At 69.3% G+C, this 21,478-nt stretch carries 26 protein-coding genes; 19 read left to right on the top strand and 7 right to left on the bottom strand.

Annotation, left to right across the window (positions count from 1 at the left end; genetic code table 11):
* Positions 1–183 precede the first annotated feature (183 nt).
* The 4 genes from AB5J55_RS19610 (at position 184) to AB5J55_RS19595 (ending at position 1,942) form a co-directional block, all read left to right on the top strand.
* Positions 184–264 carry an Ms5788A family Cys-rich leader peptide gene (locus AB5J55_RS19610; RefSeq protein WP_350751515.1) on the top strand — a complete coding sequence of 27 codons (81 nt, stop codon included), beginning with the start codon at positions 184–186 and terminating at the stop codon, positions 262–264.
* Between the two features lie 124 nt (positions 265–388).
* A complete protein-coding gene (locus AB5J55_RS19605; protein WP_369271941.1) occupies positions 389–1,228 on the top strand; it encodes a sulfurtransferase in 840 nt (279 codons plus the stop codon).
* A gap of 74 nt (positions 1,229–1,302) precedes the next feature.
* Complete coding sequence (locus tag AB5J55_RS19600; RefSeq protein WP_328426615.1) at positions 1,303–1,590, top strand: DUF1416 domain-containing protein; 288 nt, start codon at positions 1,303–1,305, stop codon at positions 1,588–1,590.
* Positions 1,591–1,678: 88 nt separating this feature from the next.
* Entirely contained in the window at positions 1,679–1,942 is a 264-nt protein-coding gene (locus AB5J55_RS19595; protein WP_369271940.1) for a DUF3099 domain-containing protein, read from the top strand.
* Positions 1,943–1,985: 43 nt separating this feature from the next.
* On the opposite strand, the gene AB5J55_RS19590 is transcribed toward AB5J55_RS19595, so the two are convergent.
* Positions 1,986–2,348, bottom strand: a complete 363-nt coding sequence (locus AB5J55_RS19590; RefSeq protein ID WP_369271939.1) for a DsrE family protein — start codon at positions 2,346–2,348, stop codon at positions 1,986–1,988.
* A 132-nt stretch (positions 2,349–2,480) separates the two neighbouring features.
* On the opposite strand from AB5J55_RS19590, the gene AB5J55_RS19585 reads away from it, so the two are divergent.
* From AB5J55_RS19585 to AB5J55_RS19560, 6 genes are all read left to right on the top strand, one after another.
* The gene (locus tag AB5J55_RS19585; RefSeq protein WP_369271938.1) at positions 2,481–3,194 is read left to right on the top strand and encodes a hypothetical protein; all 714 of its coding nucleotides are present in this window, start codon (positions 2,481–2,483) and stop codon (positions 3,192–3,194) included.
* Positions 3,191–4,072 (top strand): hypothetical protein, encoded by an 882-nt coding sequence (locus tag AB5J55_RS19580; RefSeq protein ID WP_369271937.1) that lies wholly within the window; start codon positions 3,191–3,193, stop codon positions 4,070–4,072. Before AB5J55_RS19585 ends, AB5J55_RS19580 begins: the two co-directional genes overlap by 4 nt.
* A complete protein-coding gene (locus AB5J55_RS19575; protein WP_369271936.1) occupies positions 4,069–4,998 on the top strand; it encodes a hypothetical protein in 930 nt (309 codons plus the stop codon). The genes AB5J55_RS19580 and AB5J55_RS19575 overlap by 4 nt, the downstream gene beginning before the upstream one ends.
* A 243-nt stretch (positions 4,999–5,241) precedes the next feature.
* Complete coding sequence (locus tag AB5J55_RS19570; RefSeq protein WP_369271935.1) at positions 5,242–5,817, top strand: FABP family protein; 576 nt, start codon at positions 5,242–5,244, stop codon at positions 5,815–5,817.
* Positions 5,818–5,833: 16 nt separating this feature from the next.
* Complete coding sequence (locus AB5J55_RS19565; RefSeq protein ID WP_369271934.1) at positions 5,834–6,313, top strand: Fur family transcriptional regulator; 480 nt, start codon at positions 5,834–5,836, stop codon at positions 6,311–6,313.
* 10 nt (positions 6,314–6,323) lie between these two features.
* Positions 6,324–7,289 carry a folate-binding protein YgfZ gene (locus AB5J55_RS19560; RefSeq protein WP_369271933.1) on the top strand — a complete coding sequence of 322 codons (966 nt, stop codon included), beginning with the start codon at positions 6,324–6,326 and terminating at the stop codon, positions 7,287–7,289.
* Between the two features lie 3 nt (positions 7,290–7,292).
* Here the strand turns inward: AB5J55_RS19560 and AB5J55_RS19555 are convergent, their stop codons facing one another.
* Both AB5J55_RS19555 and dtd read right to left on the bottom strand, forming a co-directional pair.
* Complete coding sequence (locus AB5J55_RS19555; RefSeq protein ID WP_369271932.1) at positions 7,293–7,415, bottom strand: hypothetical protein; 123 nt, start codon at positions 7,413–7,415, stop codon at positions 7,293–7,295.
* A 305-nt stretch (positions 7,416–7,720) separates the two neighbouring features.
* Positions 7,721–8,146 (bottom strand): D-aminoacyl-tRNA deacylase, encoded by a 426-nt coding sequence (gene dtd / locus AB5J55_RS19550; RefSeq protein WP_369271931.1) that lies wholly within the window; start codon positions 8,144–8,146, stop codon positions 7,721–7,723.
* 159 nt (positions 8,147–8,305) lie between these two features.
* Here dtd and AB5J55_RS19545 point away from each other — a divergent pair, with 159 nt between their 5' ends.
* Both AB5J55_RS19545 and AB5J55_RS19540 read left to right on the top strand, forming a co-directional pair.
* Positions 8,306–8,917, top strand: a complete 612-nt coding sequence (locus tag AB5J55_RS19545; protein WP_369271930.1) for an aerial mycelium formation protein — start codon at positions 8,306–8,308, stop codon at positions 8,915–8,917.
* Between the two features lie 161 nt (positions 8,918–9,078).
* The gene (locus AB5J55_RS19540; protein WP_369271929.1) at positions 9,079–10,344 is read left to right on the top strand and encodes a GNAT family N-acetyltransferase; all 1,266 of its coding nucleotides are present in this window, start codon (positions 9,079–9,081) and stop codon (positions 10,342–10,344) included.
* Positions 10,345–10,569: 225 nt separating this feature from the next.
* Here AB5J55_RS19540 and AB5J55_RS19535 read toward each other — a convergent pair whose 3' ends face one another.
* Entirely contained in the window at positions 10,570–10,749 is a 180-nt protein-coding gene (locus tag AB5J55_RS19535) for a hypothetical protein (protein WP_328426638.1), read from the bottom strand.
* A 174-nt stretch (positions 10,750–10,923) separates the two neighbouring features.
* On the opposite strand from AB5J55_RS19535, the gene AB5J55_RS19530 reads away from it, so the two are divergent.
* Positions 10,924–11,838 carry a winged helix-turn-helix domain-containing protein gene (locus AB5J55_RS19530; RefSeq protein ID WP_369271928.1) on the top strand — a complete coding sequence of 305 codons (915 nt, stop codon included), beginning with the start codon at positions 10,924–10,926 and terminating at the stop codon, positions 11,836–11,838.
* A gap of 38 nt (positions 11,839–11,876) precedes the next feature.
* Here AB5J55_RS19530 and AB5J55_RS19525 read toward each other — a convergent pair whose 3' ends face one another.
* Entirely contained in the window at positions 11,877–12,065 is a 189-nt protein-coding gene (locus tag AB5J55_RS19525) for a hypothetical protein (RefSeq protein WP_369271927.1), read from the bottom strand.
* Positions 12,066–12,218: 153 nt separating this feature from the next.
* Here AB5J55_RS19525 and AB5J55_RS19520 point away from each other — a divergent pair, with 153 nt between their 5' ends.
* The gene (locus AB5J55_RS19520; protein ID WP_369271926.1) at positions 12,219–13,097 is read left to right on the top strand and encodes a winged helix-turn-helix domain-containing protein; all 879 of its coding nucleotides are present in this window, start codon (positions 12,219–12,221) and stop codon (positions 13,095–13,097) included.
* 29 nt (positions 13,098–13,126) lie between these two features.
* Positions 13,127–13,846 carry an HAD family hydrolase gene (locus tag AB5J55_RS19515; RefSeq protein ID WP_369271925.1) on the top strand — a complete coding sequence of 240 codons (720 nt, stop codon included), beginning with the start codon at positions 13,127–13,129 and terminating at the stop codon, positions 13,844–13,846.
* On the opposite strand, the gene AB5J55_RS19510 is transcribed toward AB5J55_RS19515, so the two are convergent.
* Entirely contained in the window at positions 13,837–14,019 is a 183-nt protein-coding gene (locus AB5J55_RS19510; protein ID WP_369271924.1) for a hypothetical protein, read from the bottom strand. The two genes, AB5J55_RS19515 and AB5J55_RS19510, sit on opposite strands and share 10 nt — an antisense overlap.
* A 173-nt stretch (positions 14,020–14,192) precedes the next feature.
* Here AB5J55_RS19510 and AB5J55_RS19505 point away from each other — a divergent pair, with 173 nt between their 5' ends.
* From AB5J55_RS19505 to AB5J55_RS19490, 4 genes are all read left to right on the top strand, one after another.
* Complete coding sequence (locus AB5J55_RS19505; protein ID WP_369271923.1) at positions 14,193–15,065, top strand: GntR family transcriptional regulator; 873 nt, start codon at positions 14,193–14,195, stop codon at positions 15,063–15,065.
* Between the two features lie 394 nt (positions 15,066–15,459).
* Complete coding sequence (locus AB5J55_RS19500) at positions 15,460–17,583, top strand: phosphotransferase (RefSeq protein ID WP_369271922.1); 2,124 nt, start codon at positions 15,460–15,462, stop codon at positions 17,581–17,583.
* A gap of 237 nt (positions 17,584–17,820) precedes the next feature.
* Positions 17,821–18,444, top strand: coding sequence for a TetR/AcrR family transcriptional regulator (locus AB5J55_RS19495; RefSeq protein ID WP_369271921.1), 624 nt, complete (start codon positions 17,821–17,823; stop codon positions 18,442–18,444).
* 50 nt (positions 18,445–18,494) lie between these two features.
* Positions 18,495–20,498: an AAA family ATPase gene (locus AB5J55_RS19490; RefSeq protein WP_369271920.1), complete on the top strand. Its 2,004-nt coding sequence runs from the start codon at positions 18,495–18,497 to the stop codon at positions 20,496–20,498.
* 28 nt (positions 20,499–20,526) lie between these two features.
* On the opposite strand, the gene AB5J55_RS19485 is transcribed toward AB5J55_RS19490, so the two are convergent.
* On the bottom strand, positions 20,527–21,366 hold the full coding sequence (locus tag AB5J55_RS19485) for a nitroreductase/quinone reductase family protein (RefSeq protein ID WP_369271919.1): 840 nt from the start codon (positions 21,364–21,366) through the stop codon (positions 20,527–20,529).
* Positions 21,367–21,478 lie beyond the last annotated feature (112 nt).

Raw genomic sequence — 21,478 nt, 5'->3', positions numbered from 1 at the left:
GCTGCCGTTGTCCGGTTGGTGAGACGGTGCCGTCCGCACCGTAGATGTGGCCGCCGATGCATCCGCTCGGAGGCCCGGTCGGGGCTGCCTCCACGGTCCTTGCATCCCGCATCCCGGACAATCTCGTCTCAGCATGCGACACGCCGGTGACACGCCCGCCTGTCCGTCCCTACGATCGAGCCCATGAAGCGACAGGCGGATCTCACGAAGCGGCGGGCAGTAGACCTCTGCCGCGTTGCCGCCATGCTCTGTCGCCCCTTCTGAGCGGAAGCTCCGACTTCTGCGTTTCCCCGCTGCCCTGACCAGGGCACAGGTGCGTCGTCTCGGTCCGAGCACGCACCCCTCACACTCGCACGCCCCGCCGCAACTGCCCCGGAGGAGAAAGAGCATGAGCCGCAGCGACGTCCTCGTCGACGCCGACTGGGTCCAGGACCACCTGGACGACCCCAACATCGCGATCGTGGAGGTGGACGAAGACACGTCCGCCTACGAGAAGAACCACATCAAGAACGCGATCCGCATCGACTGGACCGCGGACCTGCAGGACCCGGTCCGCCGCGACTTCATCGACCAGGAGGGCTTCGAGAAGCTCCTGTCGGCGAAGGGCATTGCCAACGACACCCTGGTGATCCTGTACGGCGGCAACAACAACTGGTTCGCGTCGTACGCCTACTGGTACTTCAAGCTCTACGGCCACGAGAACGTCAAGCTTCTCGACGGCGGCCGCAAGAAGTGGGAGCTGGACGCCCGCGAGCTGGTCGAAGAGGTTCCGCAGCGCCCCGCGACCGACTACAAGGCCAAGGCCCAGGACACCTCCATCCGCGCCTTCCGTGACGACGTGGTGGCGGCCATCGGTTCGCAGAACCTGGTCGACGTCCGTTCGCCCGACGAGTTCAGCGGCAAGCTGCTTGCGCCGGCCCACCTGCCGCAGGAGCAGTCGCAGCGTCCGGGCCACGTCCCGTCCGCCCGCAACATCCCGTGGTCGAAGAACGCCAACGACGACGGCACCTTCAAGTCGGACGACGAGCTCAAGGAGCTCTACGCCGAGGAGCAGGTCGACCTGGCGAAGGACACCATCGCCTACTGCCGCATCGGTGAGCGCTCCGCGCTGACCTGGTTCGTCCTGCACGAGCTGCTCGGCGTCGAGAACGTCAAGAACTACGACGGCTCCTGGACCGAGTACGGCTCCCTCGTCGGCGTGCCGATCGAGCTCGGCGCCAACAAGTAAGCCCCGTAGCAAGAGCTCAGACCCGCAAATCCCGACCGGCCTTCCTTCCGGTCAGACCCCTTCTGGAGAAAGACATGTGTGGAGCGAAGGCCGGCGGCCCCGACGCCTCGACGATCAAGCCCGGTGAGACCACGATCCAGGGTCAGGTGACCCGCGACGGCGAGCCGGTGACGGGCTACGTCCGTCTGCTGGACTCGACCGGCGAGTTCACCGCGGAGGTCCCCACCTCCGCCACGGGCCAGTTCCGCTTCTACGCGGCCGAGGGCACCTGGACCGTGCGCGCACTCGTCCCCGGCGCCACCGCCGACCGTACCGTCGTCGCCCAGCAGGGCGGCCTGGCGGAGATCGCGATCGCGGTCTGAGGCACTCCTGATCGGCCGAAGGGCCGCACCCCGCGGGTTGGACGCCTGGGGTGCGGCCCTTCGTCCTGTGCGGATTTACGCTGGAGTCATGTACGCACGGCGACGTCACCGGTACTTCGCCATGATGGGGACCTGCATCACGCTCTTCGTCCTGGCCTGGGGCGTCGTACGCCTCTGGTCGGTCCCGGTGGCCGTGGGCATGTGCGTGGTCGCCATGGTCATCCCGCCGCTCGCCGCCATGGTCGCCAACCGCCGCGGTCCGGAGGACCGCTGGTGGGACGACCCGTCCGGCGACCCCCAGTCCGACGAGTGGTGGGACGAACTGGACGGCAAGAAGCGGCCGCGGCAGTGAGCGGCCCCCGGCGGTGCGGCCCGCCGCGAGGCGCGTGGCTGTCTCAGTAGACGAGCGCCTGCGTGTCGTCTCCCAGGGCCTCCTGCACGAAGACCTGCGCGCCCGCGATCCGTACGCCCTCGATGACGTCCTTCTCCGTGATGTCCCGGCGGGCCGCGCACTGGGTGCACAGGGTGAGGCGGCCGGTGGCCAGGACGGAGTCGATCAGATCGGGGAGCGGGGCCGCATGCGGGAGTTCGAACTCGGCGGCACGGCCCGGGAGGGCGAACCAGGCGGACTCGCCGGTCAGCCACACGGAGACGTCGACGCCACTGGCCACCGCCACCGCCGCCACCGTGAACGCCTGTGAGCAGCGTTCGGGGGCATCGGCCCCCGCCGTCACCTTGATCACCAGCTTCTTCGCCATGGCCGAATCGTAATCAACTCCCTTACAACCTGGTGCGTTGGCCATGGGTCTCCTGGGCGCGCGCATACGGAATGCGCACTTCACGTTCCGTGGGGGGACGTTTTGGATGAATCTGGAGAAGTCGGCGAGGCCGTGCCCCGGCCCCGCCGACGGGGGCGTACGGCACTGCTGATCGCCGGAGCCGTCGTGCTCGGGGTCGTCGCCGGGACCTGCACCGGTTATCTCGTGCAGGCCGACCGCGAGCCCACGAAGCTGCCGCCCCTGTCCCAGCCCGTGGTCAAGCAGGCCACGGGCGAGGTCGAGCCGCTGTCCGCCGCCGAGGACCGTCGGGTGAAGACCGACGGCGACCTGCGCAAGCTGCTGCTCAAGCGGCCCAAGGGCACGCGGGACACCGTGTTCGAGCTGGGCACGGACGGCTGGATGGACCTCGCCGAATACGCGGAGACCTTCGAGAAGCCGGAGGAGGCCGTCGGCAACCTCATCGAGGAGCAGTTCCGCCGTGCCGCCGGTACGAGCTGGCGGGTGGGCAGCACGCAGAACGTCGTGATCCACCTGGTGCAGTACCGCCAGGAGCAGGCCTTGTCGGCCGCCGAGAACGCCGAGGGCGCCCACTACTGGGCCGAGGAGGAGTCCGACACCCGCAGCTGGCCCATTCCCGGCACGGGCGACGGCGTGGCGTACGTGCACGACACCCCGGATCGCAAGCCCGGCTACCTCCCGCTGTACTCGGCCGAGGCGCACGCCTGGCGCGGTGACATCGCGATGGACATCTGGGTCTACGACACCAAGCCGATCCCCAAGGAGAAGATCATGGACCTGGCCGAGCGGCAGGTGGGCCGGCTGTGAGCGAGACACCTGAGGAAGTTCGGAGCCCCGAGGGACTCCCGAGCCCCGAGGCCCTGCCGACCGCCGACGGCGCCGAGATCCTCTCCAGCCCCGAGAACCTCCCCGCGAGCCCCGGCCCCAAGCGGCCGCGCGCCTCGCGCATCGCCGCCCTCGCCGGGACCGTGCTGCTGCTAGGTGCCGTCGTCGGCGGTGCCGGCTACACCGTGGTGACCGTCCAGGACGCCGACCGCGATGCGGGCGCGCCCACATGGAAGTTCCCCAAGCCCGCCGCGGCCGACGGCAAGGCGGAGGCGGCGAAGGGGCCGGCCACGGGGCTGGCCGGCCTGCTGCTGCCGTACGACGAGAAGGGCTACACCCGCGGTCCGGACCTCGGGGAGTTCGGCTCCGGCGCCGAGCTCAGCGGCCGTCAGGCCACCGCCCTGCGCCAGGAGTCGCTCAAGGACCTGCCCCGCAGCGAGCGCCGGAAGCTGGAGAAGCAGCTCGACAAGCGGAGCCTCAAGGGCATGGCGATGCGCAGCTACTACAACGCCGACCCCTACGCCGTCCACCACAAGACGGCGTTCTCCGTCAGCGTCGTACTGGCGCGGATGGAGAGCCGCGACGACGCACGGGAGGTCGCGACCGCCCAGAACGAGTTCCTCTCCGCCATCGGCATCTTCCGCAAGGGCCCGAAGATCGAGGGCCACAAGAACGCCAAGTGCTTCCTGACACCCAAGGTCGACGACGAGAAGCTCGACCGGGTGTTCTGCGCGGCCTACTCGGGAGACGTGCTGATCAGCGCCACCGCGTCGGGCATCCGGCCGCTCGACCTGAACAGCATCGGGATGTTCGTCACCCGACAGCTCGACCGCATCGACGACCCGGGGAAGGCCGTATGACCGAGCAGCAGCCCATCGCGACGGCGCCCGTCGCCGACGCACCGCCGATGCCGGAGGCACCCCCCGTTCCTGCCGTTCCCCCGGTGAATCCGGTGAATCCGGAGAACCCGGTGGGCGCGGTGAGCCCGGAGAACCCGGTGGTTCCGGTGAAGAAGGATCGCCGTGTCCTGCGCGCCGTCCTGCGCTGGACCGCCACCGTCGTCGTCTTCGCCGCCGTCGGCGCCTCGACCGCGTACGGCATCACGCGGATGGAGCGTACGGACGTACCCGGTCTCGAGACCGAGGCGGACGGGCGCTGGGCCTACCCGGCGATCACCAAGCCGCCGCTGCCCTCCGGCAGCCCCGCGCCCTTCGCCGAGGAGAACGCGGCCGCCCTGCACCACGCGGACCTTCGCAAGCTGCTGCTGGCGGCGCCCGCGGGGGCCAGGACGGACGAGGCGGACAAGGAGCTGAGCGGACGCAACGGCTGGCTGGCGACGAAGGACTTCCTGGCGGCGTACGAGTCGGCGGAGGACCGGGAGGCCCTCGCCCAGGTGCTCAAGGACCACGCCCTGCGGCACATAGCGGCCCGCGGCTGGACCACCCCGGACGGCACGCGCACCCGGATCTACCTGCTGCAGTTCGAGTCCGCCCAGGTGGCCGACGTGCTCCAGCAGGACCACTTCACCAGCTACGACTCACCCCAGCACGCCCTGCGCGGCGCCGCCGAGGTGCACCTGGACGAGGAGTTCCCCACCGAGGCCGAGGTCGTCGACGTACGGCACTACGCCTACACCGAGGCCAAGCCGTACGGCGCCGAGCAGGTCCGGCAGGCGTACCTGGTGTCGGGTGACGTCCTGGGGCTGGTCGTGCAGTCCCGCAAGGGCGGTGCCGCGGCCGTCCCCTTCCAGCAGACGGTGGTCCTGCAGAGCCAGCTGCTCGGCTGATCCCGCGAGGGCCCACCTCACACGGAGGGCCGGTCCCCGGCCGCGTAAGCTGGGGCCCGGCCCTGTGTACGTACCGCCCACTCTCCGCTCAATCGAGGAGCAACCCCGTGGAGATCTTCTTCGAAGCCCTGCTGGTCCTGGTCTGCGTCGGCGTCCTCGCCTTCGCCGGGCTGGCCGTGAAGAAGCTGTACCAGGGCCAGCGCTGATCCCCATCACCCGACGTACGAGACTTCTGAGCTGCTCATGATCGAGATCCCGTCCGACCTTCACAAGGACCTCGTCCCCCTCGCCTTCCTGCTCGGCAGCTGGGCGGGCGCGGGCGTGCACGACTTCCCCGGCTCCGAGAAGTGCAACTTCGGGCAGGAGGTCACCTTCACCCACGACGGCCGGGACTTCCTGGAGTACCGGTCCCACACCTGGGTGCTGGACAACGACGGCAACAAGGTGAAGCCGCTGGAGTCCGAGTACGGCTTCTGGCGCATCGACGCCGACCGCAAGGTCGAGGTCACCATGGTCCGCGACGACGGCGTCGTCGAGATCTGGTACGGCGAGCTGGCGGACAAGAAGCCGCAGATCGACCTGGTCACGGACGCGGTGGCCCGCACGGCCGCCTCCGGCCCGTACACCGGCGGCAAGCGGCTGTACGGCTACGTCAAGAGCGACCTCATGTGGGTCGGCGAGAAGCAGACCCCAGAGGTCGAGCTGCGTCCCTACATGTCGGCCCACCTGAAGAAGGTCGTCACCCCGGAGGACGTCGAGCGCTGGGCGAAGGCCCTTCCCGATGACATGCCGGACGACGGCATCGCTTTCTTCAAGTAGTCCTAGACTCTTGGGTGTGGTGAGCACCGACTGGAAGAGCGACCTCAGGCAGCGCGGCTACCGGCTGACGCCTCAGCGTCAGCTTGTCCTGGAAGCCGTGGACACCCTTGAGCATGCGACCCCCGACGACATCCTCGTGGAAGTGAGGAAAACGGCGTCGGGGGTCAACATTTCCACCGTGTACCGGACCCTGGAGCTCCTGGAGGAGCTAGGGCTGGTCAGCCATGCCCACCTCGGGCACGGCGCGCCGACGTATCACCTGGCGGACCGGCACCATCACCTCCACCTGGTGTGCCGCGACTGCACCAACGTGATCGAGGCCGATGTGTCGGTGGCCGCGGATTTCACGGCGAAACTGCGCGACACCTTCGGGTTCGACACGGACATGAAGCACTTCGCGATCTTCGGCCGCTGCAAGGACTGCGCGGAGCGTACAGATCGGCAGGACCGTTCGGCCCAGGGCTCGAACGGCAAGAGTTCAACTACCGAGTCGTAGGCTTGTGCCCATGAAGAGCCCCCTGCTGACCCTGCCCGGCGCCGTGCCCGCCGAGGGCGTGGACGAAGGCGTCGCCGCCCACTACGGCGACCTGTTCCGCGAGCAGCGTGCCCTCGCCGACGGAACCGGGTTCGTCGACCTCTCGCACCGCGGAGTGATCGCCGTCACCGGTCAGGACCGGCTGAGCTGGCTGCATCTGCTGCTCACGCAACACGTCAGCGATCTCCCGGTGGGCCAGGCCACCGAGGCGCTGATCCTCTCCGCGCACGGCCACATCGAGCACGCGCTGTACCTGGTCGACGACGGCACTACGGTCTGGGTCCATGTCGAGCCCGGCACACAGGACGCCCTGATCGCGTACCTGGAGTCGATGAAATTCTTCTACCAGGTCGAAGTAGCCGACCGGACCGCCGACTTCGCGGTCGTGCACCTGCCCGCCGGGTCCATCGCCGAGGTGCCCGAGGGCGGCGTCGTACGCGAGACGGCGTACGGCCGCGACCTGTTCCTCCCGCGTGCCGAGCTGGAGTCGTACGCGGAGAAGGCCGGTCCGCCCGCCGGGATCCTCGCCTACGAGGCGCTGCGCGTCGAACACCACCGCCCGCGCCTCGGCTTCGAGACCGACCACCGCACCATCCCGCACGAGCTGGGCTGGATCGACAGCGCGGTGCACCTTCAGAAGGGCTGCTACCGCGGCCAGGAGACCGTCGCCCGGGTCCAGAACCTCGGCAAGCCGCCGCGCCGGCTGGTCTTCCTGCACCTCGACGGCAGCGAGGTGCACCTGCCGGTGCCCGGCACCGAGATCCGCCTCGCCGACGAGGGCCCCGACGGCCGCAAGATCGGTTTCATCACGACGTCCGTACGGCACCACGAGCTCGGCCCGGTCGCGCTCGCGCTGGTCAAGCGGAACGTGCCGGTGGACGCGCCGCTGATGGCGGACACGACGGCCGCGGCGCAGGAGACCGTGGTCGAGCCCTGACCGCTAGCGCAGGGTTTGTTCGATCTTGGCGACCTGGGCGCGGATGAGCTGCTCCTGGGGTTCGGGGGTGAGCTCTTCGCGCTGCCGGTCGGTCAGGCCCGGGCCGAAGAGGGTCTCGGACTGCACGTACGTGATCACTCCCTGAACGCGTACGACGGTGGGACCCTGGTGGGGTTCGGTATACCTCGAAGCCGCTCGGCGTCTGCGCCGTGGTGAGCAGTGCGGTCTATCGCCGTGCAGGGAGAGGCAAGAGGATCCGTCGGGGCCTGCTTCTCCGTGCTCCCCTTGGTGCCGGCCTCGGTCTTCGCCTCCGCCGAGCAGGCCACCAGTGCGAGCAGAGCGACTCCGGTGACATACGCGGATCTCTGCATGGCCCCCCAGGACGATTGGCAGCGATGACCGGATCTCGATCGGAAGTGATCAGTAGGTGATCAGATTTCGATCAGCACCGTGAACGGGCCGTCGTTTGTCAAGCCCACCCGCATCTTGGCCCCGAACCGGCCCGTCGCCACCGTCGCGCCCAGGGCGCGGAGTTGGGCGACGACCTCGTCCACGAGCGGCTCGGCGACATCGCCCGGGGCGGCGGCGTTCCAGGTGGGCCGGCGTCCCTTGCGCGCGTCGCCGTACAGGGTGAACTGGCTGATGACGAGGAGCGGGGCGTCGATGTCGCTGCAGGACCTCTCGTCGTGCAGCATGCGGATCGACCAGAGTTTGCGGGCGAGTTGGGCCGCCTTCTCCTTGGTGTCCTCGTGCGTGACGCCGACGAGTACGCACAGCCCCTCGCCGTCGATCTCCCCGACCGTCTCGTCGTCCACGACGACACTCGCGCCGTCCACCCTCTGCACCACAGCTCGCATGCGGCCATCATGCCGTGTGCGGGGGAGTGGCCTCTTTGGGGGTTTCTTTTTTGATCCTTAACCCCCCATCTGGGCCCGTTCGGGGGCACTCGGTCACATTGTTGCCAGTTGGGATGGCACCATGCTTCCACACGCCGGTCGAGGGGACGGTAGAGGCATATGAGCACACCGAGTTCAGGGCAGCCTCCTGGGGCTGTCGTGTTGAGTCACGCGGCCCAGCTGGACGGCCTGCGGCCGCCCACGCAGCGCACCGCCGAGGATCCGGGCCCGCGGCTGCCCGTGGAACCGCCCGAGCACGACCTGACCGCACTCAGCCTGCCCGAGCTGCGCACCCTGCGCCGGGACGCCCAGCGCGACGAGGCGGATCTGAGTTACGTACGACGGCTGCTGCAGGGGCGGATCGACATCCTGCGGGCGGAGGTGGCACGGCGCTCGCCGGCGGGCGCGGCGTCCGTCGTCGACCGCCTCCCGGAGATCCTGACCGACGCCCCGGCCCGCCACCGCTCCTCGGCTCGCCACGTGACACTGGGCACCCCGCAGAGCGAGGAGTACCGGCTGCTGGCGGCCGAAATGCTGGCCGAGGTCGAACTCTCGGACCTCGAGGCCCGCACGGACGCCGAGCTGAACACCGCGATGGGACGTCTCGTCCGCTACGAGCAGCAGGTGTCCCGCCGCCGCCAACGCCTGCAGCGGACGGCCGACGACTGCAGCGCGGAGATCACGCGGCGGTACCGGGACGGTGAGGCACAGGTGGACGACCTGCTGACGTAGCAGCCCGGTAGGAGGTATCCGAGGTCCGGCGCTCGCGGCGAGCCCCCACCCACGCGGAGGGGGCTTTGCCTTTCGGACAGCGAGGGGGTGCCCCCTCCGGGGGAGTTCGAGCGCGAGTAAAACCCGGCGACACCCCACGCCCGCCCACCTACCGTGACCCCATGAGCCGTCCCGAACCTCCCACCCCCATAGACGTCCGCCCGATCACCGAGGCCGACATCCCCGACTGGACCCGGGCCCTGAACACCGGCTTCCTGCGCAGCCCCGACGTCTCCGAGACAGAAGTCGCCGACCGCGCGTCGTACATCGTCCCGTCCCGCACCCTCGGCGCCTTCGACACCGGCCGCTGCGTGGCGACCTTCCGCTCCTTCGCGCAGGAGATCACCGCGGTCGGCGGCGCCCCCGTCCCCGCCGACGCCATCTCGAACGTCACCGTCTCCCCCACCCACCGCCGCCGCGGCCTGCTCACCCGCATGATGGCCCACGACCTGGCCGCAGCGAAGGACCGCGGCGACGTCGTCGCCACCCTGATCGCTGCCGAGTACCCGATCTACGGCCGCTACGGCTTCGGCCCCGCCACCTCCACGGCCCAGTGGACCGTGGACGTCACCCGCACCGGCCTCGACCCGAGGTGGTCCGGCCCCGAGGACGGCGGCCGAATCGACATCGTGGACGGCGCGGACGTACGCAAGATCGGCCCGGAGCTGTACGAGCGGGTGCGTCGTGCCCAGCCGGGCGCCGTCGACCGGGACGAGCGCTGGTGGCAGGTCAACACCGGGGTGCTGCGCCTGGACAGGTCCCCGTGGACCGAGCCCTTCTTCGCCGTGTACCGCTCGGCGGGCGGCGAGGTCCAGGGGTTGGCGTCGTACAAGGCGGACGACCACTGGGGCGACGGCAAGCAGCCGCTCAACACGGCGACCGTCGACTGGCTCATCGCGGCCACCCCGGACGCCGAGCGTGCCCTGTGGCGCTACCTGTGCTCGATCGACTGGATCATGACGGTCAAGAGCGGCTGGCGGGCTCCAGACGACCTCCTGCCCCTCTACCTCCCCGATCCGCGGGCGGCCAGGGTCACGACGCTGGCGGACTGGCTGTGGGTGCGGATCCTGGATGTCGTACGGGCGCTGGAGGCGCGGACGTACGAGGGGCAGGGGTCGCTGGTGCTGGAGGTCGTGGACGGGGGCGGACTGGCCGGCGGACGCTACCTGCTGGAGGCTTCGACCGACGGGGCCTCCTGTACGCCGACCACGGCGGCGCCCGAACTCACCCTCGACGTGGCCGACTTGAGCAGCCTGTGGCTCGGAGACGAGTCCGCCGTACGGCTCACCGCGCTGGGGCGGGTGCGGGAAGAACGAGCGGGCGCCGCCCGGGTGGCCGACGCCCTGCTGCGTACGTCCAGGCGACCGTGGTGCCCAGACGTTTTCTGAGGTCTCCTCTCTGCCGGTGACAGGTCTGCTCATCCGTAGCGAGCTGTTCAGTTGTGGTGGTGGGCTGTGCGCCCGTATCCGGTTGGGCCGAGCGGTTGTGGCTGTGCGATCGGTATTCGGTTGTCGGTGTGAAGTTGTGGCTGTGCTGACCGACCGGGCTCCCGGCTCCCCTCCGGAAGGGAGCCCGGACGGCCGAACCTGGTCGCCGGGCCTTCGCGGGAAGGCCTAGTGGGCGAGCAGCATGACGAGGATCACCGCGCCGATGCCGCCGATCATGGTGTTCTTGGCCTTGATGCCGATGGTCAGGGCGAGAAAGGCAATGATGCCCATCGGCCCGTACTTCCACTGGATGAGTTGCTCGAATCCAATGACGAGCGCGGCGACAGCGAGGTAGATGAGCGGCATGCCGGTCTCCTTTCGGGGACGGTGGTCGACAGAACCGACTCTGGTGGCCAACCCTCCTGAAGTTTGACCATGTTGCTCAAGTTGGCGACCAACTTCACTGTACTTATGACCGCTTGGAACGTCTCATAACCACCATCCCCGGAACTGCCTAAAGATGGCGGGAAGTTGTAGTGTTTGGTCGTGGAGCCGAAACACGCCTCTGTCAATGGGCGGAAGAGTTCACAGCGGCCACAGAAGTCACATCGGGACGTGGCCGATGAACTGCGCGCCCGCATCACCTCGGGCGCCTTGCAGCCCGGCCAGCGCATGCCCACCCAGGCCAAGCTGGCGGACGAGTTCGGTGTCGAGCGCGGAGCCGTACGGCAGGCGCTGCGCATTCTGCAGTCGGAGCATCTGCTCACCAACGTGTCCAAAGGGGCCCCGGCGACCGTCGCCCCCGACCTCGGCAGGGCGCTGACCGGCCCCGGAGCCGCACCGCAGCCGACCATGGTGGCCCTCGCCCCGCGGATAGCGGCCGCTTTCGCCGCCCCGCACGTCGAGATCGACGCGCTGTGCCTCACCTCGGTCTCCCTCACGCTCGCCATGGGTGAACCGCTCCGCCAGATCCACGCCGGACAGCTGAAACCGGCCAAGGTCGACGTCCGCGTCATGCTGCCGAGCCGCGACATCTCGCTCGCGTTCCCGACGCCGGTGGACGGCTCGGCCGACGACGACGTACAGCTGCGCCGGCGCTGGCTCGTCCAGCGCAACGCCCAGGGCCAGGTGCTCCGGCACAATCTGCTGGCGCTGCGCGCCACGCACGGCATCGATGTGCAGGTCACCTTCCGAGCGCTGCCCTTCACGCCGCCGGTGAAGCTCTACCTCCTCAATGGCACGGAGGCGCTCTTCGCCTACTACACGCTGGCGCGCAGCGAGGTGGAGATCGGCCAGCAGCACCTGGAGATGTACGACGCCCCCGGCATCCAGTCGACGCTGTTCGCCTTCGAGCAGGGGGCCGCGCTGCGGGACACGACGTTCGTGGAGCAGTCGCATGTGTGGTTCAACGCGCTGTGGGAGACGATCAGTTCGGAGCTGCTGCTCACGAGCTGATCATCCCCCACAGTGTTTGACCTGAGTGTTTGTCGTTGTCATAGGGCGGGACCCGAGAGCAGGATCGCGAGGACGACGGCCCCTATCGAACTGACGGTCGGGCTCTTGGCCTTGATGCCTATGGTGAGCAGCAGCAGGCCGACGATGCCGGTGGCACCGTACTTCCACTGGAGGGTCTGCTCGACGCCGACGACGAACACGGCGGAGAGGAGTGCGAGGACGGGCATCGGTGTTTCCCCCTTCGGGCTTCTGGGGATGGAAGGATTACTTCCGCCAACTCAACCAACTTGGCGCCAACTCCAACTAAGTTGTCCCCACTTGGCCCCTACTTTGAAACAAGCTACAAACAACTGCCCATAGATGGGTGAGAGTTGTAGCGTTTGGTCGTGACTCAGGAGAACGTGGCAGTGAACGGCAGCAGGAGACTCTCGCCGCAGGAGATCGCCGACATCCTGCGGGAACGGATCCGCGTCGGAGAGCTCAAGGCGGGCGACCGCCTGCCCACCCAGGCCGAGCTGGCCGAGGAGTTCGGCGTGGAGCGAGGCACCGTCCGCCAGGCCCTGCGCGCACTCCAGGAGGACGGCCTCCTCACCAACGTCAGCAAGGGCAGCCCGCCGCGCATCGCCCTGCCTGCCCCCACCCGGGGCGCCCCCCAGCCGACGATGGTCAGCCTGGCCCCCCGCCTGACGGAGGCCTTCGCCGCGCCGCACGTCCGCGTGGACGTCGTATGCCACACCTCGGAAACCCTGATGCTGGCCCTCGGCGAGCCCCTCCGTCTGATCCACGAGGGCTCGATCCACCCCGAGTCGATCGACGTCCGGCTCCTGCTGCCGTCCCGGGACATCCATCTCGCCTTTCCGGTGCTGGTGGACGGGCGGGGGGACGACGACCCGGTCCACGAACGCTGGCTGTCGATGCGCAACGCCCAGGCCCAGGTGCTCCGCCACAACCTCCAGGCCATCCGCGCCACCCACGGCATCGACGTCCACGTCACCTTCCGCGCCCTGCCGTTCACACCCCCGGTGAAGCTCTACCTCCTCAACGGCGACGAAGCGCTGATCGGCTACTACGTCCTGACCGAACGCCAGGAGGAGTACGAGAGCCGCACCCTGGACATGTACGACGCCCTGGGCTCCCAGTCCCTCCTGTTCTCCTTCGTCAAGCAGGCCGGCCAGCGCGACGCCGCTTTCGTGGGGGAATCCCAGAAGTGGTTCGACGCCCTCTGGGAAACCATCACCACTGACCTGACACTCTCCTAGTGACTTCTGATACGAAGCAGACTGAACAGGTGACAGCAGAGACCGAGAACGACACGGAACGACTCCGCGAACTGATCACGCGCGCCCGCGTCGTGCTGTGGGACTTCGACGGCCCGATCTGCCGGCTGTTCGCGGGGCACTCCGCGGAGCGGGTGGCGGCCGAGCTGGTGGAGTGGCTGGAGGGGCGGGGGTTGCACGGACTGCTGACCGACGCCGAGCGGGAGTTGCTGGACCCCCACGTCGTCCTGCGCGCCGTCGACCGCCGGCACCCCGGCAGCGACCTGGTCGCGGAGCTGGAGGAACGTCTCACCCAGGAGGAACTGCGGGCGACCTCCTCCGCGATGCCCACCGAGTACGCGGACCCGCTGATACGCACCTGGACGGCCGTCGGGTCCCGGCTGGCCATTGCCACCAACAACTCCCCCCGGGTGGTCCGCACGTACCTCGACGGCCGTGGCCTGCTCTCCTGCTTCAGCCCGCACATCTACGGCCGCACCCAGGACCTCCACCACCTCAAGCCGGACCCGCACTGCCTCAACCGGGCCCTGAGCGCCATGGGGGCGGCACGCTCGTCCGCCCTGATGATCGGCGACACGCCCTCGGACCTCGCCGCCGCGAACAGCGCCGGAGTGGCGTTCCTCGGCTACGCGCGTAATCCGCGCAAGGAGAAGCTGCTGCGGGAAGCAGGGGCCACGACGGTCGTGGCCACGCTGTCGTCGGTCCTGACACTGGTCCGGGCTCAGGCCTGAATCATCAGCAGCGTGAACACCATGGCGGCCCCGACGGCCAGACCGACGCGCCGCGCCCGTATGCCCACCCCCACCGCCAGCAGGAGCAGCACACCGACGCCGCCGAGCTTCGTCTGCGCGTGCATGCCCAGGGCCAGCTCGACGAGTCCCCTGGAGACTTGAAGCAGAAGCATTCCCCCACCTCCCTTCCGCTTTCCCGCAACTCTCCAACAACCCGTCCAATTGGACTGATTGGCTTGCGAGTGGTCTGCCCGGTCTGACTGATCCCTTAACCAACCGGCCCGTGTGGCAGGCGGGTTGACTGGATGCTGGTTTGCGGGTGGACTGAAAGCGGTACGGTCGAGGTGTGGATGCGCAGCAGCCCAGTGACAGCGGTGGCCCGGAGTATCAGCGGGTCGCCGACGAGTTGCGTGCCCGTATGACCGACGGGCCGTACTCGCCGGGCTCCTATCTGCCTTCCCAGCGCGACCTGGCGGAGGAGTTCGGCGTCTCCCGGGACACCGTCCAACGGGCCCTGCGGGAACTGGTCGACGAGGGCTGGATCGAATCACGGCAGGGCAGCGGGTCCCGGGTGATCAAGACCCAGCGGATACACTCGCCGACCCCCAAGGCCACCCGGTCGCGCCGCGGCATCACCCTTGAGTCCCTCATCAGCGAGGCCTTCGAGCAGCCCGAAGTCACCCTGGACGTCTATACGTTGACCTCCGAGTCCCTGTACTGGCGCATCCAGCAGCAGGCCGACCGCATCCGCGGCCGCTCCATCAGCCCCGGACGCATCACCCTGCGCATGCTCCTGCCCGCCGAGACGCAGTCTCTGCCGTATCCCCGCGTCAAGGACGACAAGGGGGATCCGCGGTTGCGGGAGCGGCTGCACGACATCACGGAGCGGCATGCGAAGTCGCTGCGGGAGTCGCTCGCGTCCCTCCAGGCCGAAGGGTTGGTGCCGTCGGTCGACGTCGAGATCCGCCGGGCGCCGCTCACCCCGGCCTTCAAGCTCTACCTGTTCAACGGCGCCGAAGCGCTGCACGGGCCGTATGAGGTGATCGAGCGCAAGATCATGCTGGAGGACGACGAAGTGCTCACAGCACTCGACGTCCTGGGCCTGAACGCGACGCTGACCCACCATGTGAAGGACGAGGACCCCGATTCCTCGGGCACGGTGTTCGTGGACAGCATGCAGAAGTGGTTCGACTCGGTCTGGAAGCTGCTGTCGGAGTAGGGGCGAGAACACAGAGCCCCATGCGGGGCGCGGTGTGGAGTTGGGCGCCGCCATTCCGGTGAGCGTGGCAACGTCAGTCTCGCCGTAGTGGGTGCTGTGCTTCCTGTAGCATGCCCGCACCGACTGAGCAAACGCTTGGCTTCGTTCGTATGAAGCGGTCAACAGGCCGATGGTGGACGACCTCGAGCGACAACACACAGACCTCACGCGCACCAGTGGGAATCGGCCTTCGTGAGCGTCTCGCCGGCATGCATGGCTCCCGTCCCGTGCTTAACGTTTGCCTACCATCCCTCCTCCTGTACCGGAGCAGCCAGTGGCCGCACCTCCTGATCCCCGTCTCTCCGTCGGGGGGCGCGCCACGCACGGAGGTCTCGAAGGCGTCTGCGCGGCGTTCGTGGGCGCAGCGAAGGAGGGCCAGGCCACCAGTGGGTACCACAACGCGAACTACCTGTTGCCCTTGACGGAACCCCTGGCGGACCTGCTCGATCGCCAGGTCGGCACGCCCGTCACCGTGCGGATTCGCCGCGCCGAGGCCGAGGCCCTGCCAGTGGTGATCCGCACCTGGCAGAACGAGGCGGAGATCCTCGACGCCATCAAGGGGCTCGTGCCGCACGCCCCCGAGTGCCTGTTCCATGGCGAGGACTTCGCGATCCACAGCTATGTGGAAGGCGTACCGCTGTCCAGCGTCTGCGGGAACGGCAAGCCCGTCGACGCCCTGCTCGTCGAGGCGATGGCCGATCTGCTCGCCCAGATGCCTCACGTGCGGCGCGGGGCCCTGCCACCCCTGCCCTCCGTCTGGCCCAGCAGCAACGCTGACAGCCAGGGGTTCCTCCGTGCGCTCGCCCATCTCGCGGACGAGCAGATCAGAAAGCCCAACTGGACGCTGTTCGGAGGTCTGTTCGCCGCTCTGGGCATCCCCGAGGACGCCCTGCTGAGGTTCGCCGAACGCGTTCCCGCCATGACCCGGCGGCCGTACAGTCTGCTCCACGCCGACCTGCACCGTGACAACCTGATCCTGTCCTACGACTCCGGAGTCGCCCCCCTCATCTGCGTCGACTGGGAACTGGCGACCTACGGCGACCCGCTGCACGACCTGGCGACCCACCTGGTGCGCATGCGGTACCCGACCGACCAGTGGCCCGAGGTGATCGCCGCCTGGGCGACGGCCATGCGCAGGGTCCGTCCTGCCGCCGTGGGCGGCCTGGCCAGGGACCTGCAGCACTACATCGCCTTCGAGCGGGCGCAGTCCGTCTTCCCGGATGTGATGCGCGCCGCCGGCTCTCTGATCGGCTCCTTCACCCAGAAGAGCCTGGACGAGGCGACGCGGGCGGTGCGCAGTGCGGTGGAGGCGGCGGCGGAGCCGCTGCGTTTGAGGAACGTGCCGGGCGAGCGGGAGACCGAGCGGGCCCTGTTCCGCTGGTGGGCGTCCCGGAGCGACCGGGTCGGGGCCAGCCTCGACTGGGCTCTGAAGGCGTTCGAGTGGCAGCCGGACTCGCGGCTCCCCGAGCATCCGGACTTCCCCTCCACCGCCGTGCGCGAGGCTCTGGTGGCGGAAGGCGAGGCCCCCGCCGACCGGGTTCTCAAGGGAACGGCGCACCTCAACTCGGTGGTCGTGGTGCCCGGCGTTGACTTTCCCGTGGTCGTACGGCGCAGGGTGCCCGACTTCTGTCGCCGGGAGCCGAGTTTCCTCAGTGAGCATGCCGTGCTGCGCGCCATTGAGGATTCCCGCGTCGATGTGGCAGCACCGCGTGTCCTCGCGCTGGGGGAGAGCTATCCGAAGGACAGCTTCACCATCCACACGTACGTCGGACCGCGCGACATCGGCCGGCCCCCCAGCCATCCGGTGAACGGCCTGCTGCCGCACGAGGCTGATGCGCTGGTCGACCAGCTCTGCGCCCTGACCCGAGTGAACTACAAGCATGTCGATCCGGCTGCCGGCGAGGGTGGCTTCCATCGCTGGCTCAGAGAGCAACTCGTCCTGATGGTCCGCGAGTTGCCGAAGAAGTCGCAGCAACTGGCCCGCCAGCTGGGTCTGCCCGACGCGGACAACCTGCACCAGATCCTGGCCCGCCACGAGGTGAGGGAACGGGAACCGGCCCTGCTGCACGGCGACCTGAACCCGTGGAACCTCGTCCGCCGTGACGACGGCATGGCGCTGACCCTCATCGACTGGGAGATGGCCCTGGTGGGCGACCCTCTCTACGACCTGGTCCGGCACATGCATCTCACACCCACCAGGCCGGAGATCCGGGATCGGATGTTCCGCCGCTGGGAGTGGAAGCTGGATCCCTGTCATACCCGCGGCTGGCGCAAGGACTGGCGGGTCTACCGCTGGATCGAGATCGTCCGGTCCGCGTACGTCGATCTCGACCGGCTGGTGACCGGCGCGAGCCTCGACGTCCCCAATGTCCGCCGGGCCGTCGACTCGTACGCGATGACTCTCGACGCCGCGACCTCCGCTCTCGGCGTCCCGAGCCGCCCCACGGCGAATCCGTACCTGGCCCGGGCCCTGGCCTAGGCCCTGTCGTATGGATCAGCTCGGCTGTGAGGTCGGTTCCTCTTGGCGGACCCGAGCGGGGTCTGGTGCGTGCAGCTGCAAGGCGGAGGAGGGAGTCGACGCGGAGCGTCGGCGACCGACGACAACGCGGCAGATGTGCGTGCCAGGGCCCGCGACGCCGAGATGATCCAAACGACAGGGCCTAGGCCGCGGGGCGGGCCGAGGACGGTCGTGGCGGCAGTGCGTACGCTCGACACCATGAGTGAGACCGGCCTGCGCGAGCGCAAGAAGCAGCGGATGTACCAAACCGTCTCCGACACCGCCATCCGCCTCTTCCTCGAAAAGGGCTTCGACGCCGTCTCCGTGGCCGAGGTCGCCGCCGCTGCGGAGATCTCCAAGCCGACGTTGTTCCGGTACTTCCCGGCGAAGGAGGACCTCGTCCTGTACCGGTTCGCCGATCATGAGGGCGAGGCGGCCCGGGTGGTGCGGCAGGGGGGCAGCTCGCCCGTCGCGGCGTTGCGGCGGCATTTTCTCGACGGGCTGGAGCGGTGTGACCCCATCACCGGGCTGAATGATCATCCCGAGGTGCTCGCCTATCAGTCGCTGCTGTACGGGACACCCGCGCTGGCAGCCCGGCTGTTCGGTTATCTGGAGCGTTCGGAGGCCGCGCTCGCCGAGGCTCTGGGCGGAGGGCTGGACGGGCGGCTGGCCGCCGGGCAGATCGTCGCCGTGCAGCGGATTCTCGCGCAGGAGAACTGGCGGCGGATCGCGGCGGGGGAGCGGGCGGCGGATGTACGGGGGGATGCGGTGGCGGCGGCCGAGCGGGCGTTCGGGCTGTTGGAGGCGGGGTTGCCTGCCGTGGGTCGGCGAAACCATGGGTGACGCTCGGTAAAAAATTTAACTCGGTCACGTTATTCGGTACGCTCCTTGGAATGACGTCACTGCATCACGAGCTCGCCCGCGAACGCGCCCACCACGACCGCTGCCGAACCGCCCTCGCCGCCATGGTCGACGGCGCCCAGGAGCATGTCGTCACCGCCGAGGACGTCTCCGCCTCCGGTGCCGACGCCGAGGTGCTCGGTTACCGGCTGCGCAGCCGGGCGAAGGCGATGCGGGAGCTGCCCGTAGGGCCCTTGTTCTTCGGGCGGTTGGACGCCGATCGGCAGGCGCTGCACATCGGACGGATGCGGATCAGCGAGGACGTCGCCGCCCCGCCCCTCGTCGTCGACTGGCGGGCTCCCGTCTCCCGCGCCTTCTACCAGGCCAGTGCGCGCGACCCGCAGGGCGTCAACGTACGGCGGCGGTTCGGCTGGGCACCCGGGAGCCGTGGCGACTCAGCCGACCTCACCGGCCTGGAGGACGAGCACCTCGACCGGGGCGAGTCGCGCGTCAGCGACATCGTCGCCCGGGAGATCGAACGGCCCCGCGTCGGGCCCATGCGGGACATCGCGGCCACCATCCAGCCCGAGCAGGACGATCTCGTACGAGGTGACCTCGCCGTCTCCGTGTGTGTGCAGGGCGCACCCGGCACCGGCAAGACCGCCGTCGGCCTGCACCGCGCCGCGTACCTGCTCTACACCCACCCGCAGCGCATCCGGCGCGGCGGCCTGCTGATCCTCGGGCCCAACCCGACCTTCCTGTCGTACATCTCCGAGGTGCTGCCCGCCCTCGGCGAGACCGGCGTACGGCAGTCCACGCTGCGGGACGAGATCGCCCGGCATCCGGTCACCCGGGTGGATGACGAGAGGGCTGCCGGTCTCAAGCACGACGTCCGGATGGCGGAGGTGCTGCGGAAGGCGCTGTACGCGAGGGTGGGGGGCCCGCCCCGTGTCGACCCCCTCGTGCTGACCGACGGTTCGTATCGGTGGCGGGTTCAGGAGGACGAACTGATGCGGATCGTCGCGGGGGTGCGGGCCGAGGCGCCGCCGTACGGCGTCGGGCGGGAGCGGGTGCGTACGCGGGTGGTGCGGCGAATCCAGGAGCAGGCCGAGCGGCGGGCCGGGCCGCGGAGCAACGCGTGGGTGCACAGGATCTCGCGGGCGCGGGCGGTCGGGGCGTACGTCGATGCCGTATGGCCACGGGTGCGGCCCGAGGAAGTCGTGGCTCAACTGCTCGGCGAATCATGGGCGTTGGAGGCAGCCGCCGACGGGCTTCTGGACGCGGACGAGCAGAAGGCGCTGCTGTGGGCGAAGCCGCCGCGGTCGTGGAAGTCGGCGCGCTGGTCGGCCGCCGATCTCGTGCTCCTGGACGAGGTGGCGGGGCTCGTCGAGCATCCGAAGGGATACGGCCATGTCGTCGTGGACGAGGCGCAGGATCTGTCACCGATGGAGTGCCGGGCGATCGCGCGGCGGGCGGTCTTCGGGTCGATGACCGTGCTCGGGGATCTGGCACAGGGGACGACGCCGTGGGCGGCGCGGTCGTGGGAGAGCGTGCTGGGGCAGCTGGGGAAGCCGGACGCGGTGGTCGTACCGCTCACGACGGGGTTCCGGGTGCCCGGCGCGGTGCTGGCGCTGGCCAACCGGCTGCTGGAGCGGCTGGATGTGGAGGTACCGGCGGCTCACTCGCTGCGGGGGGACGGGGAGCTGCGGTTCCGGGAGGCCGACGGCGATCTGCCGGCGGCGGTCGTCGGGGCCGTACGGGATGCGCTGGGCCGGGAGGGGTCCGTCGGGGTCGTCGCGGCCGACGCGGACGCGGACCGGGTTCGGGAGGCGCTGGCGGCGGCCGGGATCGAGGCGGGGGGCGCGGACGAGTTGGGCGCGCGGGTGACCGTCGTACCGGCGAGTGTGGTGAAGGGGCTTGAGTACGACCATGTCGTCGCCGTGGAGCCGGCGGCGATCGTGGCGGCGGAGGAGCGGGGGTTGCAGCGGCTGTACGTGGTGGTGACGCGGGCGGTGACGGGTTTGGAGGTGGTGTACGGGAGGCCGTTGCCGTTCTGAAAAATCGCTGACGGCCTCCCGTGCTTCCCTACGAGGCGTCCAGCACCGGTATCAACTGCTCCTCCTCGTACGTCAGATGCGCCTCCAGCTCCGCCGTCAGGCGCGCCACCTCACCGCGGGCGGTGGCCGGGTCCGGGTGGTCGGCGGTCACGGCGAGGCGCAGGTCCTCGACGAGGGCGGCGATGCGCTCGTGCTCCTCCCCGAGCCGGGCCAGGGTGGGGGCGAACTCGGGGTGCCGGTCGGCCAGGAACGGGAACAGGGCCACGTCCTCGCCGGTGTGGTGGTTGTGCAGACCGGCGCAGAAGGTCAGGCAGTTGACGCGGAGCTGGGCGCCCAGAGTGGCGCCGTCCTTGGCCATCTCCTCGCGGATCAGGGCGAGTTCGCGGCGGAAGGCGTCGTGGACGACCTTGATGGCCTCGCCCATGGACGAGGCGTTGATGTTCGGGGGTCCGCCCTGGGCGATCTCGTGCAGGGCGACCACGGGGATCACCCGCCGCGTCTTCTCCTGGTACTCCGCCCAGCCAGGATCCGCCTCCACGGCCCGCGTGAAGGCCCGGTCACGCTCCTCGCCGTCGAGTACGACCGCCCGCGCCTCGTAGGTGAACGCGCCGCTCTCGATGGTGACTTGAGGGTTCGCGAGGAGGTTGTGGAACCACGCCGGGTGGCTGGGGGCGCCGCCGGCCGAGGCGATGACCAGGATGCGGTCGGCGCCGTCGGGGAGGTAGCCGACGGGGGTGGTGTGGCGGCGGCCGGTGCGGGCGCCGGTGGTGGTGAGGAGGATCAGTCGGGCGCCCTCGAAGTAGCCGCCGACGCGGCCCTTGTTGGCGCGGAACTCGTCGATGACCTGCTGATTGAAGTCGTTGGGCATTCTCTCTCTTTCTCTGCCGCTGGATTCCGTCGCTGGATTTCGTGCGGATGGAAGGCGAAGAGAAAGAGGCGGGCTCCTGGCCCGCCGCCGCAGCCTCACTCAGAGGCCGGGC

This window comes from Streptomyces sp. R11, assembly GCF_041051905.1.
Classification (GTDB): domain Bacteria; phylum Actinomycetota; class Actinomycetes; order Streptomycetales; family Streptomycetaceae; genus Streptomyces.
The sequence above is the reverse complement of the archived record's forward strand: the minus strand, read 5'-3'. Positions and strand labels throughout refer to the sequence as shown.

What these genes read in the sequence shown, in the direction of transcription:
- AB5J55_RS19610 (WP_350751515.1), top strand. Translation starts at nt 184, where the DNA reads ATGAAGCGACAGGCGGATCTCACGAAGCGGCGGGCAGTAGACCTCTGC.
- AB5J55_RS19605 (WP_369271941.1), top strand. Translation starts at nt 389, where the DNA reads ATGAGCCGCAGCGACGTCCTCGTCGACGCCGACTGGGTCCAGGACCAC.
- AB5J55_RS19600 (WP_328426615.1), top strand. Translation starts at nt 1,303, where the DNA reads ATGTGTGGAGCGAAGGCCGGCGGCCCCGACGCCTCGACGATCAAGCCC.
- AB5J55_RS19595 (WP_369271940.1), top strand. Translation starts at nt 1,679, where the DNA reads ATGTACGCACGGCGACGTCACCGGTACTTCGCCATGATGGGGACCTGC.
- AB5J55_RS19590 (WP_369271939.1), bottom strand. Translation starts at nt 2,348, where the DNA reads ATGGCGAAGAAGCTGGTGATCAAGGTGACGGCGGGGGCCGATGCCCCC.
- AB5J55_RS19575 (WP_369271936.1), top strand. Translation starts at nt 4,069, where the DNA reads ATGACCGAGCAGCAGCCCATCGCGACGGCGCCCGTCGCCGACGCACCG.
- AB5J55_RS19570 (WP_369271935.1), top strand. Translation starts at nt 5,242, where the DNA reads ATGATCGAGATCCCGTCCGACCTTCACAAGGACCTCGTCCCCCTCGCC.
- AB5J55_RS19560 (WP_369271933.1), top strand. Translation starts at nt 6,324, where the DNA reads ATGAAGAGCCCCCTGCTGACCCTGCCCGGCGCCGTGCCCGCCGAGGGC.
- dtd (WP_369271931.1), bottom strand. Translation starts at nt 8,146, where the DNA reads ATGCGAGCTGTGGTGCAGAGGGTGGACGGCGCGAGTGTCGTCGTGGAC.
- AB5J55_RS19545 (WP_369271930.1), top strand. Translation starts at nt 8,306, where the DNA reads ATGAGCACACCGAGTTCAGGGCAGCCTCCTGGGGCTGTCGTGTTGAGT.
- AB5J55_RS19540 (WP_369271929.1), top strand. Translation starts at nt 9,079, where the DNA reads ATGAGCCGTCCCGAACCTCCCACCCCCATAGACGTCCGCCCGATCACC.
- AB5J55_RS19535 (WP_328426638.1), bottom strand. Translation starts at nt 10,749, where the DNA reads ATGCCGCTCATCTACCTCGCTGTCGCCGCGCTCGTCATTGGATTCGAG.
- AB5J55_RS19525 (WP_369271927.1), bottom strand. Translation starts at nt 12,065, where the DNA reads ATGCCCGTCCTCGCACTCCTCTCCGCCGTGTTCGTCGTCGGCGTCGAG.
- AB5J55_RS19510 (WP_369271924.1), bottom strand. Translation starts at nt 14,019, where the DNA reads ATGCTTCTGCTTCAAGTCTCCAGGGGACTCGTCGAGCTGGCCCTGGGC.
- AB5J55_RS19495 (WP_369271921.1), top strand. Translation starts at nt 17,821, where the DNA reads ATGAGTGAGACCGGCCTGCGCGAGCGCAAGAAGCAGCGGATGTACCAA.
- AB5J55_RS19490 (WP_369271920.1), top strand. Translation starts at nt 18,495, where the DNA reads ATGACGTCACTGCATCACGAGCTCGCCCGCGAACGCGCCCACCACGAC.
- AB5J55_RS19485 (WP_369271919.1), bottom strand. Translation starts at nt 21,366, where the DNA reads ATGCCCAACGACTTCAATCAGCAGGTCATCGACGAGTTCCGCGCCAAC.